Source organism: Hymenobacter endophyticus (assembly GCF_032464715.1).
GTDB lineage: Bacteria > Bacteroidota > Bacteroidia > Cytophagales > Hymenobacteraceae > Hymenobacter > Hymenobacter endophyticus.
This window is the reverse complement of record NZ_JAWDJT010000015.1, coordinates 142,431-159,205: the sequence shown is the minus strand read 5'-3', so window position 1 is coordinate 159,205 and position 16,775 is coordinate 142,431. Positions and strand designations below refer to the sequence as shown.

At 62.2% G+C, this 16,775-nt stretch carries 15 protein-coding genes; 7 read left to right on the top strand and 8 right to left on the bottom strand.

Features of this window, described 5'->3' with window-relative positions:
- Positions 1-40: 40 nt before the first annotated feature.
- Entirely contained in the window at positions 41-442 is a 402-nt protein-coding gene (locus ROI90_RS18970; RefSeq protein WP_315999859.1) for a DUF6960 family protein, read from the top strand.
- A 96-nt stretch (positions 443-538) separates the two neighbouring features.
- Here ROI90_RS18970 and ROI90_RS18965 read toward each other — a convergent pair whose 3' ends face one another.
- Positions 539-1,885 carry a YfcC family protein gene (locus ROI90_RS18965; RefSeq protein WP_315999858.1) on the bottom strand — a complete coding sequence of 449 codons (1,347 nt, stop codon included), beginning with the start codon at positions 1,883-1,885 and terminating at the stop codon, positions 539-541.
- A 102-nt stretch (positions 1,886-1,987) separates the two neighbouring features.
- On the opposite strand from ROI90_RS18965, the gene ROI90_RS18960 reads away from it, so the two are divergent.
- Positions 1,988-2,233, top strand: coding sequence for a hypothetical protein (locus ROI90_RS18960; RefSeq protein ID WP_315999857.1), 246 nt, complete (start codon positions 1,988-1,990; stop codon positions 2,231-2,233).
- Positions 2,234-2,266: 33 nt separating this feature from the next.
- Positions 2,267-3,805, top strand: a complete 1,539-nt coding sequence (locus ROI90_RS18955) for a glycosyltransferase family 39 protein (protein ID WP_315999856.1) — start codon at positions 2,267-2,269, stop codon at positions 3,803-3,805.
- An 11-nt stretch (positions 3,806-3,816) separates the two neighbouring features.
- Here ROI90_RS18955 and ROI90_RS18950 read toward each other — a convergent pair whose 3' ends face one another.
- The 6 genes from ROI90_RS18950 to ROI90_RS18925 all read right to left on the bottom strand — a co-directional run bounded on the left by ROI90_RS18950 (position 3,817) and on the right by ROI90_RS18925 (position 9,313).
- The gene (locus tag ROI90_RS18950; protein WP_315999855.1) at positions 3,817-4,539 is read right to left on the bottom strand and encodes a hypothetical protein; all 723 of its coding nucleotides are present in this window, start codon (positions 4,537-4,539) and stop codon (positions 3,817-3,819) included.
- 89 nt (positions 4,540-4,628) lie between these two features.
- Positions 4,629-6,281 (bottom strand): M28 family peptidase, encoded by a 1,653-nt coding sequence (locus tag ROI90_RS18945; RefSeq protein ID WP_315999854.1) that lies wholly within the window; start codon positions 6,279-6,281, stop codon positions 4,629-4,631.
- 30 nt (positions 6,282-6,311) lie between these two features.
- Positions 6,312-6,662, bottom strand: a complete 351-nt coding sequence (locus ROI90_RS18940) for a hypothetical protein (protein WP_315999853.1) — start codon at positions 6,660-6,662, stop codon at positions 6,312-6,314.
- A 48-nt stretch (positions 6,663-6,710) separates the two neighbouring features.
- Positions 6,711-8,009 (bottom strand): PAS domain-containing protein, encoded by a 1,299-nt coding sequence (locus ROI90_RS18935; protein WP_315999852.1) that lies wholly within the window; start codon positions 8,007-8,009, stop codon positions 6,711-6,713.
- A gap of 261 nt (positions 8,010-8,270) precedes the next feature.
- Positions 8,271-8,723, bottom strand: a complete 453-nt coding sequence (locus ROI90_RS18930; protein ID WP_315999851.1) for a GNAT family N-acetyltransferase — start codon at positions 8,721-8,723, stop codon at positions 8,271-8,273.
- Positions 8,724-8,923: 200 nt separating this feature from the next.
- Positions 8,924-9,313, bottom strand: coding sequence for a hypothetical protein (locus ROI90_RS18925; protein WP_315999850.1), 390 nt, complete (start codon positions 9,311-9,313; stop codon positions 8,924-8,926).
- Between the two features lie 155 nt (positions 9,314-9,468).
- Here ROI90_RS18925 and ROI90_RS18920 point away from each other — a divergent pair, with 155 nt between their 5' ends.
- Complete coding sequence (locus tag ROI90_RS18920) at positions 9,469-11,460, top strand: ATP-binding protein (RefSeq protein ID WP_315999849.1); 1,992 nt, start codon at positions 9,469-9,471, stop codon at positions 11,458-11,460.
- Positions 11,461-11,477: 17 nt separating this feature from the next.
- Complete coding sequence (locus tag ROI90_RS18915; RefSeq protein ID WP_315999848.1) at positions 11,478-12,218, top strand: phosphodiester glycosidase family protein; 741 nt, start codon at positions 11,478-11,480, stop codon at positions 12,216-12,218.
- A gap of 12 nt (positions 12,219-12,230) precedes the next feature.
- On the opposite strand, the gene ROI90_RS18910 is transcribed toward ROI90_RS18915, so the two are convergent.
- A complete protein-coding gene (locus ROI90_RS18910; protein ID WP_315999847.1) occupies positions 12,231-13,007 on the bottom strand; it encodes an HNH endonuclease in 777 nt (258 codons plus the stop codon).
- A gap of 211 nt (positions 13,008-13,218) precedes the next feature.
- Here ROI90_RS18910 and ROI90_RS18905 point away from each other — a divergent pair, with 211 nt between their 5' ends.
- Together ROI90_RS18905 and ROI90_RS18900 are read left to right on the top strand one after the other, a co-directional pair.
- Positions 13,219-15,420 carry a TonB-dependent receptor gene (locus ROI90_RS18905; protein WP_315999846.1) on the top strand — a complete coding sequence of 734 codons (2,202 nt, stop codon included), beginning with the start codon at positions 13,219-13,221 and terminating at the stop codon, positions 15,418-15,420.
- Between the two features lie 508 nt (positions 15,421-15,928).
- The gene (locus ROI90_RS18900) at positions 15,929-16,624 is read left to right on the top strand and encodes a hypothetical protein (protein ID WP_315999845.1); all 696 of its coding nucleotides are present in this window, start codon (positions 15,929-15,931) and stop codon (positions 16,622-16,624) included.
- The last annotated feature ends 151 nt before the right edge of the window (positions 16,625-16,775 follow it).

Sequence of the window (16,775 nt, the reverse complement as noted above, 5' to 3'; positions counted from 1 at the left end):
CCTGTTACTTTTCAACACAACCCGCTTACTTTTCTGCCGAGTGCCACGTCCCAAACCTGTTGTTTACGGCCTGTATTCCTGGACGCCCGAGTACGGGCTGCGCTACATTCACCCTGCCAACCGCCGCACCTTTGAGTGGCTGGAGCCCTTGGGCAAGGTGTTCGAGAAGATTGATGAAACCGACGACTGGATACTGCTTCGCTACGATGAGCAGCAGTTTAAAGTAAGCCGGGAGCTGTTCAAGGAGCTGTACGTAAAACCGCCCTTCAGCTTCGGCGACCTGGTGGTGGAAACGCACCCCGCCACTGCCCATCCCGCCCACGAAGGCCTGATTTCCGACGTGTACTACAACGAAGCTGCCGATACCTTTCAGTTTCAGCTGGTGGAGAAAAAACGCAAGATCAAGCGCGTATTTGAGGCCAACGAGCTGGGGTTTCAGTAAGGAGTAAACAAAGTCAAAGACAAAAAAGAAGAAGTCAACACTGCTCAGCATGACAGAGCAGTGTTGACTTCTTCTTTTTTGTCTTTAGGCGTACGCCTAAATTCCCACTGCAATACCTACTACCACGGCTGCGGCGCCCAGGGCCATCAGCAGCAGGTACAGGGGCAGCACAAACTTCCACCACTCATCAAAGCGCACTCCGCAGGCCGCCACAATGGCCATGAGGGCCCCGTTGGTGGGCGTTATCAGCTCGCAGAGGCCGGCTCCGTACTGGTAGGCCAGCACCGTAACCTGGCGGGAAAGGCCGATGAGGTCGGAGAGGGGCACCAGTAGGGGCATAGTCAGCACGGCCTGCCCGCTCACGCTGGGCACCGGCAGGTGCAGGGCGGTGTGCACGCCCATCATGCCCAAAGCAGCCGTCCAGGCGGGCAGCCCGGCCAGCGGCGCCGAGAGGCTGTTGACGATGGTATCCACAATCTGACCCTGCTCCAGCACCACGAAAATGGCGCGGGCAAACCCAATCAGCAGAGCAGAAAAGGCAATATCCCGGAAGCCGGCAATAAAGCCCTCGGCCGTACCGCTGAGGCCCAGCCCGCCCACGAGGCCGGCTACCACGCCCAAGCCGAAGAACAGCGCCGCCATCTGCTCAAACTCCCAGCCGAGCTTCAGCACTCCGTAGGCGAAAAAGGCAAACCCGCTGAATAGCAGCAGGAGCACCAGGCCGTGGTTGCGGCCCGGAGCCGCTGCGTCCGGGTCAGCGGCTTCGGCGGTTTCGGGTTGCACGCGGTGGCGCAGGGCGTAGCGCACAGTGCCCCCAATCCAGATGGTGAGAGCCAGCAGCAGGAACACCAGTCGGAAACCGCCGCCCGAAAGCAGCGGCAGCTGGGCCAGCTTTTGGGCAATGCCCACCTGAAACGGGTTAAGAGGACTGAACGCCGCGCCCACTGCCGCCGACCCAATGCTGACGGCCGCCGCCGTGAGGGTAGGGTAGCCGATGCGCCGCATCAAAATAAGTAATACAGGCACTAGCGGCACAATTTCCTCCTGCATGTTTTCAAGGGCCCCCATAGTGGCAAACAGCACCGAAATAATGGGAATAACCACGGCCTCTCGGCCCCGGAACTTGGCCAGCAGCCAGTCTACACCCTGGCGCAGGGCCCCGGTGAGGTCGACCACCGTAAATGCGCCACCGGCCAGAAACACCAGGAAAATCACGGAAGCAGCATCAATGAGTCCGCGCGGAATATCGACCAGGGCTTGCAGAGGGCTAACGGGCGTGGCAGCTACCCGGTGGTAGGAACCAGCCACCACCACGTCGCGGCCAGTAGCAGCATCGGGGTGGCGCTCAAACACCCCGGCCGGCAGCAGGTAGCTCAGCAGGCAGGCCAGCAGAATAAACCCTACCATGAGCACCAGCGGGTGCGGAAAGCGTATCGTTTTCATCCTGCGAAGGTAAGCGCCGGGCCAACGTGGCGCTTCATACCCCCGCCATACCTGTTCTGGGAAACCCGGCGGCGTATCTTGGGGTTGTGGGGAACCAGGAAGATGAAATACGCGGAGTTTAAGCAGCTACATATGCACCGGCAGGCCCGGCACCTACACCAGCACGGCCACCTACTGGCCGAGCGGCGGCAGGATAGTTTCCGGCTGCGGCTATTTGCCCTGGGCGACTTCTACGCCGAAGAATGGCGGGAATGGGAGCAAGAATCCATCCTGTTCATTCACTTGTTTCAGCACCCCGATGGGTTGCATGAGTACCTGAGCGCCATTCGGCTACCCGAAAAGCTGTAGGCGGTATATCAGGCAGCGGCTATATTGGGGGCTATGAAGCCGTCCCGCCTCCTGCCCCTGGTGCTGGCCTTGCTGAAGTTTAGCAGTAGCCTGCTGCTGGCCAGCTCCAGCTATGAGCTCCACCGCGACGAGTACCTCTACCTCGACTACGGCCGCCATCTGGCCTGGGGCTACCTGGAGGTGCCGCCGCTCACGGCCCTGCAAAGTTGGGTTACCCTGGCGCTGGGCGGCGGTTGGTTCTGGGTGAAATTCTGGCCTGTACTCTGGGGCAGCCTCACCATATACCTGGTGGGGCGCACCACCCAGCGCCTGGGAGGCGGCGCGTGGGCCGTGGCGCTGGCGGGCGCGTGCTATCTGGTGGGGGCCTATGCCCGGCTCAACTTCCTGTTTCAGCCCAATTCCTTTGAGGTTTTCGCCTTCACGCTGGTGTGCTACCTGCTCATCCGCTGCCAGCAGGATAACCGCCCGCGCTGGTGGGTTATTATGGGCGGGGTGCTGGGACTGGCGCTGCTCAACAAATACTCGGCGCTATTTTTTATTGCGGCTGTGGGCGTAGCCGTGCTGCTTACCCCCCTGCGGCGGGCCTTGGCTACCAAGGGCCTTTGGCTGGGCGCCGGGCTGGCGCTATTGCTGTGGCTGCCCAACCTGCTGTGGCAACTGTGGCACGGCCTCCCGTTTCTGCACCACATGGAGCTGCTTCGGGAAACCCAGCTGGTCAATGTATCGGTGGCCGATTTCTGGAAGGATCAGCTGGTGATGAACTTCCCCGGGGCCTGGGTGTGGCTGGCTGGGCTGCTGGCGTTGCTAGTGGGGCCGTTGCGCCCGTATCGGGTGGTGGGGCTGGTGTACTGTGGGGGGCTGCTGCTGCTCACGGTGCTGCACGGCAAAAGCTACTACGCATTGGGCTACTATCCCGTGCTGCTGGCGGCCGGGGCCGTGTGGTGGGAAGCTGCGCTGCGCAGCACCCGGCCCTGGGCGGGCCGGGTGCTGCGGCCAGTTTTGCTGCTGGCTACCCTCGCGCTGTGCCTGTCCGTGCTGCCGCTGCTGTTTACCCTGGAGCCCCCGGCCCGCATGCAGGTACTGAGAGGGCGCTACCAGAGTACGGGGGCATTCCGGTGGGAAGATGGCCGCGACCATGCCCTGCCCCAGGATTTTGCCGATATGCTGGGCTGGCAGGAACTGGCCGATAAAACCTGGACTGCCTACCAGGCCCTGCCGGCCGCCACCCGCGCCCGCACGCTTATTCTAGCTGCCAACTACGGGCAGGCCGGGGCACTCAACTACTACAACCGCCACCGGCCCATACCCGCCGCCCACAGCTTCAATGGCAGCTATCTGTTCTGGCAGAGCCAGATGCCCCCGCCGCCCTGGCACTACGTGCTGCTGATTGATGACGAGCCCGACAACCTGACGGCGCACTTTCGTTCCTTCTGCCGCGTAGGCGAGGTGCGCAACCCTTACGCCCGGGAGCGGGGCACGGCCATTCTGCTCGGTACCGCCCCCGACAGCGCCCTTGTACAGCGGATTCGGCGGGAACGGCAGGCAGGGTTGGCTGAGTGGGGTGATTTTTAGGCAGACGGTTTCTACCGCTTGACCACCGCGCCTGGTTCGGGGCGCTCTACGTCCACTATCTCCTGTTTCTCCAGCATGATTTTCAAATCATAGCGGGTAAGCTCTAAGGGGTCGGCGGCAAAATTCTCGGGCCGGTTCAGCTCCTGTACCTTGGTTTCGTTGTCGATTTCGTAGTTGTTGGCCAGTAGCCGCACGGCGTTGCCGGTCACGTCCTGCACCTTCCATAGGGAGTAGTGGCCGTTATCGGTGCGCACGTGGTACAGGTCGCCCCGGTGCGGCGTGCTCACAAATGCCTGGTTATCGCGCTGGTTGTTGCTGTTGTGTACCAGCAGCCAGCCAGCCAGCACCACCAATGCGCCCAGGCCGGCGAAGTGCCAGAGTGGGGCTTGCGCGCGGGCTTTCAGCTGCTGAAATGCCTGACGCAGGGAAGCACTCATTTCCTTGGGCTGAAGCACCTGCCGGCAATGCCCACATTCCGAGGCTCCCACTTTGCCAATGGCCATCAGCGGAATCCAGTACAGGTGGGCGTAGCGTCCGAATACACTCATGCGCAACGCGTTGGGCGCGGAGCAGGCGCTGCACTCGCCGGCTACGGGCTCAGTTAGCAGGTGGGAGGAACGGTAGCCGTAGATGATCATAGCAAAGCGGACCGGAAAATAAGGGCGCAAACGCGGCGCTGCCCAGGTAGGTAAGCACCACCGGCCGCTTTCGAGCGGCCGGTGGTGTTCAGGCATAATATTCGGGAAATTTGCGGGAAAACCGGCTATTAAAAATCGTATTTTCACTATTCATTCCTTTTTAGTGCAGGAATGGCAGTTTGGGGCTAGGGCTTAGCAAACCGCTGCCCAAAAAAGTCGCCGGGATTCCAGGTAGGGCGCTGGGGGTTCTGGGCCACCAGGTAGCCAATAAGGAAGTTGAGCCGCACGTACTGGCTGCCGGCTTCAAAATCGAAGATACCGTTGCTATCATCCTGGGGCTTGTGGTAGGTTGCGGCCCGCCACTTCTGCACCTGCTCAGCCAGGTTGTTTTTGCCGTCGGGGGTGCGGTTGCCGTACTTGATGTGCAGGGCCGGTATTCCCTGGGCCACGAAGCTGTACTGATCGGAGCGGATAAAGCGGTTTTGCTCGGGCTCGGGGTCTTCCTCCACGGTCAGGTTGAGGTAGCGGGCCGCTTCGGCCACGGGCTGGGCCAGGCTGGAGTGCTGGGCCCCCAGCGGCACCACCGACAGCAGCGGGGCAATAATGGTGGGCATGTCGGTGTTGATGTCGGCTACGAGGCTGGTTTTGGGCACCGGGGGCCGGGCCGCGAAATAGGCTGAGCCCAGCAGACCCAGCTCCTCGCCGGTTTGCAGCACCAGCAGAATGCTGCGCTTGGGTTTCTGCTTCAGGCGCGAGTACAGCCGGGCAATTTCCAGCACCGAAGCCACTCCCGACGCATTATCGTGGGCCCCGTTGTAAATAGAGTCGCCTTTTACCGGCGCGCCTACGCCCAAGTGGTCGAGGTGGGCGGAGTGCACCACGTACTCATTACGCAAAGTGGCATCGGAGCCTGTGATTTTGCCCACCACGTTGTAGGAGTCTATGTCCTGATACCCCGACTGCCAGCTAGCTGCCAGCGTGCCGCGCAGGGTGGTAGCAGCCGGCTGGCCCTGGCGCAGGCGGCTGAGTACGGCGGCCGTATCGGAGGCGGAGTTGAGCAACAGGGCCTGGAGTCCGGCGGCGGAAAGGGTGCCCGTGAGTTGCACCCCGGAGCCGCTGATAAAGCCCCGGGCCGCCGCCACGCGGCCATCGGGGCCCAGCACGCTGGTAGTGGACAGCGGCCGTGCCGCCGCACCTGAGGCCGAGGCCGGGGCTGGGCGCGGACTGGCAAACAATACGCCCACGGCCCCGTGCTGGGCGGCGGTTTGCACCAGCAGGGTCTGGTCTTGGCTGGCGGCGGCTACGGTGCTGGGAAACCGGCGGGGGGCGCCGCGCACAATCACCACTACTTTGCCCCGCACATCCAGGTTCTGGTAGTCGTCGTAGCCCTGGTCGGGAGCCGATATGCCGTAGCCGGCAAAAGCCAGGCCGCTGGGAGCCAGCTGCATCCGGGGTTGCTCGGGGTGGGGATATAAGTGCACTTCAGCGGGGGGCAGTACCAGGCTACCGCCGGCTGGCTGGTAGGTAACCGTAGCGCCCGGCTGCACGGTAGCGCGCCGCAGCCGTACCAACTGCGTAAACCCGCCGTTGTCGCCGGCCGGCTGCACCCCAAAGGCTCTTAGCTGAGTGGTTACGTAGTCGACGGCCAGTTGGTAGCCGGGGGTGCCGGGCTTGCGGCCCAGCAGCCGGTCATCGGCCAGGTATTGAATATGAGTCTTCAGGTCATCGGGGCGAACCTGGCGCAGGGCTCTGGTGACTTTCGTGGAAATTGTCTGGGCCGGAGCAGCCAGCGGCGCCAGCCCCAGGCTAAGGGCCAGCAGTAGGAAGGAGAGTTTCATGGCTCCAAAGTACAACGCCGTGCCCGAGCCCTATACCAGTTGTTCCAGATCCTGCAGTAAATTCTCAATGCGGGCGGCGTGGGCGTCCAGCCGCTCCAGGCCCGCCCTCGATTCTTCCAGATGCCCTTTCTGGTACTGCTGCACCAAGCCCTGCCCGGTGGTGAGCATGCGTTGCAACTCCTGCTCCAGCCGCTGATACGGAAGCGTGGTGCCGTAGTGGGGCTTCACCGTAGCCTTCAACCACACGCCCAGCGGGTTATCGGCCATGGAAAACAGGCTGGGGTCGGGCTCCCGCACACCGTACAGCACGGAGCGCAGCCGCGACTTGAACAGCACCTGCTTGATGCGGGCCTGCTGAAAATCAAGGCTGTTCAACTCCATGCCAAACGGGGTAAGGCCCGAAAGCCGGCTGTGGGAAAAGGGATAGGGCTACTGTGCATCCGGGCCAGGGGTTTCGAGCTTCTGCCGCGCTTGTAACAGGTCCGTGACGTCGTAAGCAAACACGTAAATACCGGGCGTTTGCCCACTTTCCTCGATCCGCTGATAGGTGAAATTGAAATACCGGGCTTGCAGCTGCCCAGCTTGGTTGTGCAAGTCGACGCGTATTTCTTCCCCAATGAAAGGCTGACCCGTGGAGTACACGTTGTCCAGCAAGTCCAGAATGCCCTGGTTCGCCAGTTCCGGCAAAGCATCCGCTACGGTGTGTCCCAGCAGCTGCCGGCCCGGAAACAGGCGTTGGTACTCGGGGTTGACGAACTCGTAGTGGTGCTCCGGCCCGCGCAGCATGCAAATCATGGCCGGCGTGTGCATGAACAGGCTGTAGAACGTTTCGCGCTGTTGCTGCACCCGCTGGAAGGCCTCGTAGGCCTGGTCGGAGAGGAGGGCCTGCTGCTCGTTCTGCTCCAGCAGCTCCTGCACCATCTGTTTCTGGTCGTGAATATCGGTGCCGCAGCCTACCCACATCAGCAAGTCGCCAGCGGCCGAGAGGCGGGGCAGGGCCCGCACCAGCACCCAGCGGTACTGCCCATCGTGGCGGCGCAGGCGGTACTCTACCTGGTAGGACTGGGCAGTATCCACGCTGGCTTGCCAGGTGGTGCGTACGCGCTGCTGGTCGTCGGGGTGCAGGTTGCTAAGCCAGTCCCAGCCCGTTTGCTCCTCCTGGGGGCGGCCCGTAAACTGCAGCCAGCGCGAGTTGAAAAAGTCCCGCTCACCGCTGGGGGTAGCCGTCCAAATCATCACCGGCAACGACTCCAGGATAAAACGGGTCCGCTCGTTCTGCTCATCCAGGGCCTGCTGCATTTGCTGGCTGCGCAGTTCGGCCAGGTGCCGCTCCGTTACATCCTGGGTGCGCTGCAGAATGAATTCTAGCTCCCCGCTCTCACTAAGAATAGGGTAGTGCGTAGCTTCCCAATACAGCTCCTGCAAACCGCCCTCAGCAGCCGGGTCCGGCAGGTCGTAGCGAATCAGGGGCATGGTGTGAGCCTCCCGGTGGCGGCGCACATGCTCGTGCGATTCGCGGATAATGCGGGCCGACTCCTCATCGGTAGCCGGAAATGCTTCAAAGAAAGGTTTCCCCACCGCTGCCTCCCGGCTCTTGAGCGATACTGTTACGTGGCTGTCCGTGTTGTCAACAATGGTGGCATCCGCGTCGGGAGCAATCAGCAGGAAATTATCCGGTAGCGCCCGAAACAGCCGTTGATAATCAACTGGGAAAGCGGAAAAGGACATAGCAACAGGGGGTAAACGTAAAAAGGAGTAAGGGGCCGGGCCGGAGCAGAGCGGCAAAAGTACGTATTGCCACGAGTACGCAAGCCTGCCAGTTGACGGTCAGCGGCGGTAATGCTTAGCCAGAAGCTGCGGTTCGGGTTGCAAACCTTGCCTATACGTGGCAAGCCCAGATAGGTTTTCATCCCGCCGGGTACCGCTAATGGTACACTTTCTGCCCGCGTCGAAAACCGCACAAAGCCGAACCAACGAGCCTGCAGGGCACTAGGGGCGCAGCATATGAATATGGGGAATTCCATCTTCCAGATAGCCAGGGCCCTCTTGCACAAACCCGAAGCTTTCGTAGAAGGTCTGCAAGTAGTGCTGAGCCCCAATCTGGATGGGCTGCGGGCCGAATAGCCGCTCCAGGGCCGCAATGGACTCGTGCAGCAGGGCCCGGCCAGCCCCACCCCGGCGGTGGCGGGGGCTGGTAACCACGCGCCCGATGCTGGCCTGGGGGTAGGTAACGCCCGCCCCAAACAACCGGGAATAGGCCGCCAGCTCCCCATTGGGAGAGTAACCCAGCAAGTGATACGCGGCCTGGTCCTGGCCGTCCATATCCTGAAACGGACAGGTTTGCTCCACCACAAACACTTCGGAGCGCAGCTGCAGCAGCGCGTACAGTTCCGTGGTGGTGAGGTCGGTGAAGGCCTTGAGGTGCCAGGTGAGAGTCGTCATAGTTAAGTGCGGAGGTAGCCATGGCCACCAGCTGACGGCCGCTGCAAAGCTACCGGAAGCCCGCCGGATTGTCGCCTTCCAGGTAGAAGTTAGGCCCGCAGCCAGCGGTGCATGTGCGGGAAGTCGGGGGTAGTGGTCAGGCCCATCCAAACCAGTAGCGGGAGGCCCAGGTAGTGGCCGGTTTCATACTGCTCAATCAGCTACTGGCTTTGGCTTTTGTAGCCATCCGGGTGAAACACCACGGCCGCTGGCAAGCCCAGGTGGCGGCAGGCGGCATAGGTGCAGGCCAACACGGCCAGCTCCTCGCCTTCCTTCTCCGGATGGTTTTCGGTGCTGTTGCCCCCTACCGTGGGGCGCTCAGCCGCGGCCGTAACGGCCAGGTGGCCCGCTTCGTGCAGAATGTCGCCGGGGTAAAGCAGCTGGTGGCGGTCTACCACCAGCTGGCCCTGGCGCAGGAGCAGCCCCGGCAGAAAGCAGGCTTGCTCAATAGGCTCCTCCTGCACCACGAGGCCGCTTTTCTCTACGAAATCAAGGAGGACAGTAGCCAGCGCGGCCGGTATTGGCGGAGAAGCCAGAGGGGAGGGACGCATGCGGGCAAACAAGGTGAGAGAGAGGCGAAACAACGGGGTAACCGGCCAGGCCGAAGCCCGCAGACAGGGCCATAAAGATTCAGGTTTTTTGATGGATATTTGTAGACTGCTCCGCTGCCGATTCCTACGAAGCGGGCATACCGAACACCCGCCCTGTGCCCTACACACCGCCTGCTACTTCCCGTCTGGTTTTCCACAAAAGCTGCCTGCTCCTGCTGCTGGTGTTGCTGCCGCTGCTGGCCTCGGCCCAGGCGCGCAAGCCGCAGTGGCACTCCACCCTCGACAGCCTTCAGGCCCTGGAGCAGCAGCCCCAGACCGACAGCAGCCGCATTCAGCTGCTGTGCCGCATCAGCGACCAACTGTGGGCCTCCGACACGGAAGCCGCGGCGCGCTACTCCCGCCGCGCCCTGGCCCTGGCCCGCCGCACCCACAACCGCCGGGGCGAAGGAGCCGCTTTGAACCGCCTGGGTGCGGCACTGCGGGAAAGCAATTTGGCCCGGGCTCTGGAGCTGTTTCAGACTTCCCTGCACCTGGCCGAGCAAGTGGGCGACACCGCCCTGCAGGCCCAGAATATGCGCAGCATCGGCATCATTTACGTGTACCTGCGTGACCGGCAACTGGGCTTGTCCTACTATTTTCGGGGCCTGCGGCTGGATAGTCTGCTCCAGGATGAGCGGCGCATCGTGGTGGATTTGAGCAATATCGGGCTGGCCTACGACTTGTATAATCAGGTAGATTCGGCGGCGTACTACCAGGAGCAGGCCTACGCCCTGGCCCAGCGCCTGCACGCTTCTACCAACTACATTCTGTACGGGCTGGGCAACGTGGCCCGCAAGCGGGCCCGCTTCCCGGAGGCCCTCAGCTACTACCGCCGCAGCGTGGCCGAGTCGAAGCGGCGGCGGCATTTGCGCAGCCTCAACTTCTCCTACTTGGGCATGGCCGCTTTGTACCAGCAGCTCCACCAACCCGATTCCAGCATTTACTACGCCCGCCTGGGTGAGCAGGCCGCCCGCGCCAATGGGTTTCTGCGGGGGGTGCTCAACGCCAGCGTGGTGCTTACTCAGGAGTTTGAGCAGCGCGGGCAGCTGGACAGCGCCTTCCGCTACCAGAAAATGCTGGTGGCCATGAAAGACACGCTGTTTGGGCAGGAAAAAGTAATGCGCCTGCAAAATGTGGACTACCAGCAGCGCCAGCGCGACCAGCAGGCCAACGCTGCTCAGCAAGCCCTGCGCAACCGCTACCAAACCTACGGCCTGCTGGCCGGGGTAGGGGGCTTGCTGCTGCTGCTGGGCCTGCTGGTGCGCCACGACCGGCAGCAGCAGCACACCAACGCCGCCCTGCAAACTTCCCTGGCCGAGTTGAAAGAAGCCCAGCTAATGTTGGTGCAGCGCGAGAAAATGGCGTTTCTGGGGGAACTGACGGCCGGCGTGGCCCACGAGCTGCAAAATCCCCTGAGCTTTGTAAAGCGCTTTGCCGAAGTGAGCACCACGCTGGTAGATGAAATCAACGGGGCCCAGCAACTGGCCCGCGACGGGCGGCTGGAGCGGGAAATCCTGGATGGCCTCAAGCAGAATCTGCAGAACATCAGTCAGCACGGGCAGCGAGCCACGGCTATTATCAAGGGCATGCTGGAGCACGCCCGCACCGGCCAGCAGCCCCGCCAGCTCACCAACCTCAACCAGTTAGCCCAGGAAAACCTGCATCTAGCCTACGGGGCCGTACAGCAGCAGTTCCCGGGGTTTGAGGCCGAGCTGCGTACCACTTTCGAGGCCAACTTGCCCGAGGTAGCAGTAGTAGCGGCCGACCTGAGCCGGGTGCTGCTCAACCTGTGCACCAACGCCCTGCACGCGGTGCGCCAGCGCCAGCTCACGGCCGCCGCCGATTACGTGCCTACGGTGAAAACCGGGAGCCGCCGCTTGCCTGGCGGGCAGCTCCAGCTCTGGGTGCAGGACAACGGCGCTGGCATGAGTGCCGAGGTGCAGCAGCGCATCTTCGAGCCCTTCTTCACCACCAAGCCCGTGGGCGAAGGCACCGGCCTGGGCCTCTCCCTGGCCCACGATATCGTGGTGAACGGCCACCAGGGCACGCTGCAAGTGGAGTCGAAACCAGGCGAGGGTACCGAGTTCCGGCTGACGCTGCCGGGGTAGAAACACCGGGAAGAAGTATGCTGAACAGGAAAGTCAGAACGGGTTGCGCCTGGGCAGTGCAAATGGTATTGGGAGGCCTGGGGGCTTGTGAGCCGGCAACTTCCACTGAATCGGCCGTTGCGGCCAGTTTCCTGACTTACACTGCCGACCCCGGTTGCCAAACCGTGGCCCTATACTGGCAGGATGAGGCCGGGCAGCCCTTGCGCAGCCTGGGCCGCCTGCGCGACTGGCTACAGCAGCGGGGGCAGGAACTGGAGTTTGCCTGCAACGGCGGTATGTTTCATGCCGGCAACGTGCCCGTGGGCCTGTTCATCGAGAACGGGCAGGTGCGCACGCCATTGGATACCAGCCGCGGCCGGGGCAACTTCTACCTCCGGCCCAACGGCGTGTTCTACCTCACCCGGCAGCGCCGCGCCGGCGTGTGCCCCACCGACTCATTCGCCCGCGTGCGGCAGGTGCAGTACGCCACGCAGTCGGGGCCGATGCTGATAACGAACGGGCATATGCATCCGGCATTTCAGCAGCGGTCCGGCAACCGCCACATCCGCAATGGGGTGGGCGTGCTGCCCGATGGCCGGGTGGTGTGGGTGATGTCGCGGCAGAAGGTCACGTTTTACGAGCTGGCGCAGCAGTTCCGGCAGCTGGGGTGCCGCAACGCGCTGTACCTGGATGGGTACGTGTCGCGCACCTACCTGCCGGCCCAGAACTGGCGGCAGACCGACGGGGATTTTGGGGTGATGATAGGTGTGACGGAATAAGACTTGGCGCAATCAATGAAGGGCCACGCTATAAGCTTGGTCATTGATAGTAATACGAATAAACCCGTTACCATCTTCCCGCTGAATCTGAGTTTTACCCAAATCGAATTCTTTATGGTGATTAGGGCACAGGATAAGAATATTATCAAGAGTAGCTCTACCACGAATATGATGCGGCTCGATGTGTGCGGCCTCTATGTAATAGCTGCCATCTGCTTTCAGAATCTGATGTCCACATATTTGACATTTATATTCTCTGTATTTTTTAATCAAAGCTACAACTACATTATTTCTTTTATAGGATGTGTGGGTGATTGTAATTTTTTCTGCGGTACTCGTTGCGTACGCTAAAATAGCGAGCTTAATGTCAGTTATTTGCGCTAATGCTTTTATTGCGTCGTGTTCCTCCTGTTCGTCAGACTGAGCTGTGGATATATGTGTCGGTAAATTGTTGTTGAAATCATTGTAAATGCGCTTCATTGCTGCTTGACTGACCGGCCGTCTTCCTGTAATAGCGTTGCCTTCTTCTCTGTAGAATATATGCTTATTTAACGCGCCCAAGGCTTTCTGTAAAGAAAGTATTCCATAGTCTCTTTGCACGCCAGCGATAAAGTGACGCATAGCGTACTCACTTAAAGCTCTCTTAAAAACAGAGCCCTCTAACAGATGGTGAAATACGCGTATGAAATCATTGGCGGTACCTTGATTGATGCCATATGTCTGATGAAGTTCTATAGCTACTTGACGTTTTGCTTTTTGTCTAGGATGATCATAAATAAACTTAGCCATATCGTATGCTATATGAACTTGCTCGTGAGTAACATTCTGCCTTGGCCGTATCATGATGTTGGTGAAATCAATGTGTTGGAATTAGAGTAAATATGATGGGAAGATACATGATATCTTACGCTTCATCCGGGTAATCCGACGCTTCGGTAACGGCGAGTTTCAGCAGCGGCGGCGGCGGCCCACTTTCGGGCATCACTTCGCTGCCGCTGCTATGAAACGCCTGCTCTACCTGTTCCTCTTTCTGCTGATCAGCCTCCCCGCGCAGGCCCAGACCACCACTACCACCACCCTCAGCGGTACCGTGCGCGACGCGGCGGGCCAGCCGCTGCCGGGCGTGAACGTATTCCTCAAAACCACCTTCGACGGGGCCAGCACCGATTCGGTGGGCCGGTTCCGGTTTGAAACCCCGGTGCGCGGCAGCTACGTGGTGCAGGCTAGTTTGCTGGGGTTTATTGCTGCGGAGCGGGCCGTGGAGCTGAGCGGGCTGCCGCTGCCGCTCACGCTCGTGCTCAAGAGTGAGCCCCACGCCCTGGGCTCGGTGGTCATTACGGCCGGGGCTTTCGAGGCCAGTGACGAGCACCGCAGCGCCGCCCTCAACACCCGCGACGTGCAAACCACCGCTGGGGCGCTGGCCGACGTGGCGGCGGCCTTCAACACCCTGCCTGGCACCACCCGCGTGGGGGAGGATGGCATGCTGTTCGTGCGGGGCGGGGCGGCTTCGGAAACTAAAACCTACTTGGATGGGCTACCCGTTCAGAACCCCTATAACGCCACCGTGGCGGCGGTGCCGGCCCGGGGGCGGTTTGCGCCCACGCTGTTCAAGGGCACCGTATTCAGCACCGGTGGCTACTCGGCGCTGTACGGGCAGGCGCTGTCGGGGGTGCTACTGCTGAACTCCACCGACCTCGCCCCCGAAACCCAGACCGGCCTTTCGGCTACCTCGGTGTTCCTGGGCGCCTCGCGCACCAAACGCTGGGAGCGGACCTCGCTGGCCGTTACGGCCGACTACACCAACCTGACACCCTACACCGGCCTGCTGCCCCAGAATGTGCGCTGGGACCAGGCCCCGCGCGGGCTGGCAACTTCCGTGGCCCTGCACCACCGCACCGGCCAGGCCGGTATGCTGAAAGTGTACGGCACCTGGACCAGCCAAAAATTCCAAATCGGGCAGCCCAGCCCCGAGCCGGCCGGCACCCAGACGGTGGGGTTGCGCAACGGTAACGGCTACCTCAACACCACCTTCCGGAGCCCATTGCGCCGGGGCTGGAGCCTGCAGACCGGCCTGGCCCTGAGCCGCGACAACCAGCAGCTGCGGCCCGATTCGGTGCGGCTGCGCACGCTGGAGCAGGCGGTGGTGGGCCGGGTGGTGCTCATTAATGATTCGGCGGCAACCCGCTGGAACATGAAGGTGGGGGCCGAGGTGCTGGCCCAGCAGGTGCGCCAGCAGGTGCAGCCCAACGTGGCCGAGGCCACCATGTACCGGCCGGCCTTCAGCGAAAAGCGGGCGGCGGGCTTCGCGGAATCGGATTTTCAGCTGACGGACCGGCTGGCGGGGCGGGTAGGCGCGCGCACCGAGTACTCGGCGGTGCTGCGCCGCTGGAACGCCGCGCCCCGGGTGGCCCTGGCGTATCAGACCTCCGAAAATAGCTCGGTATCGGGAGCCTACGGGCGGTTTTATCAGACCCCCGACAATGCCCTGCTGCTGGTGCAGCCCCGGCTGCGCTTCGAGCAGGCCACCCACGCGGTGCTCACCTACCAGTACACCCACGACCGGCAGCTGCTGCAAGTAGAAGCCTACCATAAAACCTACCGCCACCTCACCCGCTTCGACGGCCGCGCCCCGCGCAATCCGCTGGGCTACGACAACGGTGGCCGCGGCTACGCCCAGGGCCTGGACGTGCTGTGGCGCGACCGGAAAACGGTGAAAAACCTGGAGTACTACATCAGCTACGGCTTCCTAGATACCCGCCGCCAGTACCGCCAGGACCCGGTGGCGGCTGTGCCCACCTTCGCGGCCCGGCACAATGTGTCGGTGGTGGGCAAGTACTGGGTGGGCGGGCTGCATACGCTGCTGGGAGCCACGGCCAGCTACGGCAGCCCCCGCCGCTACCACGACCTCAACCACCCCGAGGCCGGCTATAACCAGGGCCGCCTGCCCAGCTACCAGGAGCTGAGCCTGAACGCCAGCTACATCACGCGCTTATTCGGGCAGTACACGGTGGTGCACGCGGCCGTGAACAACGTGCTGGGCCGCCCAAACGTGTTCGGCTACCGCTACGCCACCCAGCCCGCCGCCGACGGCCAGTTCAACCGCGTGGCCATCGGCCCCACCGCGCCGCGCATGGTGTTTCTGGGCGTGTTCATCTCCATCAATAAAAAGCAGCCGGGGGATGTGAACGAGCGGCCGGAATGAGTTGCCGGTTTTTGGTTGGCAGGTTCCGGTCCGGCAGCTGTAAGCTGTCGGGCCGGTTGTCGTATGATTCGTCGGCACGAGGCCAGTGCAACATCAGCTTGCGTCAACCGGCCCGAGCCGGTCCGGCGGCTGCAAGCCGTCGGGCCGGTTGTCGTGTGGTTCTTCGGCACGAGGCCGGCACAACATCAGCTTGCGTCAACCGGCCCGAGCCGGTCCGGCGGCTGCAAGCCGTCGGGCCGGTTGTCGTGTGGTTCGTTGGTACGAGGCCGGTGCAACATCAGCTTACGTCAACCGGCCCGACAGCTTGCAGCTGCCGGACCGGTGGTTCCGCCCGGTCACATGTGCGACAACCTCTGTCACTTGTGCAGGAGCCTTTGTCACCTGTGCGACAGATTCCCAACAACCGACGCTTCATCCGGGTAATCTGACGCTTCGGTAACGGCGAATTTCAGGGGCGGGGTGCAGGGTGCACCTTTGAAGCATCAACCACCACAAACCCCTTACCGCCATGAAAACTGCCTTCCTGACCCTCGCCCTGGTAGCCGCCGCCTGCACCGCCCAGGCCCAGACTCCGGCCACTGCCCCCGCGCCGGCCGCCGCTGTTTCCGCCGCCTACACCACCCAGCTGGCCGCCACCGTGCAGGAGCTCATGAGCACCGGCGAGCCAGCCCAGCTGAAACAGGCCGATGCCAAGCTGGAGCGCGCTGCCCTGGTGGCTCCCAAAGACTGGCTGCCTCGCTATTACCAGGCCTACGCCCGCGTTATCACCTGCTTCGTGAGCAAAGAAGACGGCGACGTGAAGGACAAGTACCTCGACCAGGCCGAAACCGCCCTAACCCAGGCCCGCCAGCTGGGCGGCGACGAATCGGAGCTGCTGGTGTTGCAGGCATACCTTTACCAGGCCCGGCTGGGCGTGTCACCCATGCTGCGCTCCATGAAGTACTCGGGTATGGTTACCGAAACCCTTGTCCAGGCTAAAAAGCTGAACCCCGCCAACCCCCGCATCTACCTGGTGCAGGCCAACAACGTGTACTATACGCCCGCCATGTTTGGGGGTGGGGCCGAGGTAGCCAAGCCGCTGTACCAGGAAGCTAAAGCCCGTTACGCGGCCTTCAAGCCCGCCTCGGTTGTGGCCCCTAACTGGGGTGAGCGGCAGCTGCTGGGCCGCCTGAAAGCCTACGAAACTGCCACGGCCGCCAAGTAACGGCTGCCCCGGTCCGGCAGCTGCAAGACTGTCGGGCCGGTTGTCGATAGCGCCGTTCGGATGCTGTTCAGGTGGCGCAGGCATACCCCGGCCCGACAGCTTGCAGCTGCCGGACCGGGGTACGGTCCAACGGCCACTGCGTATCTTTTCG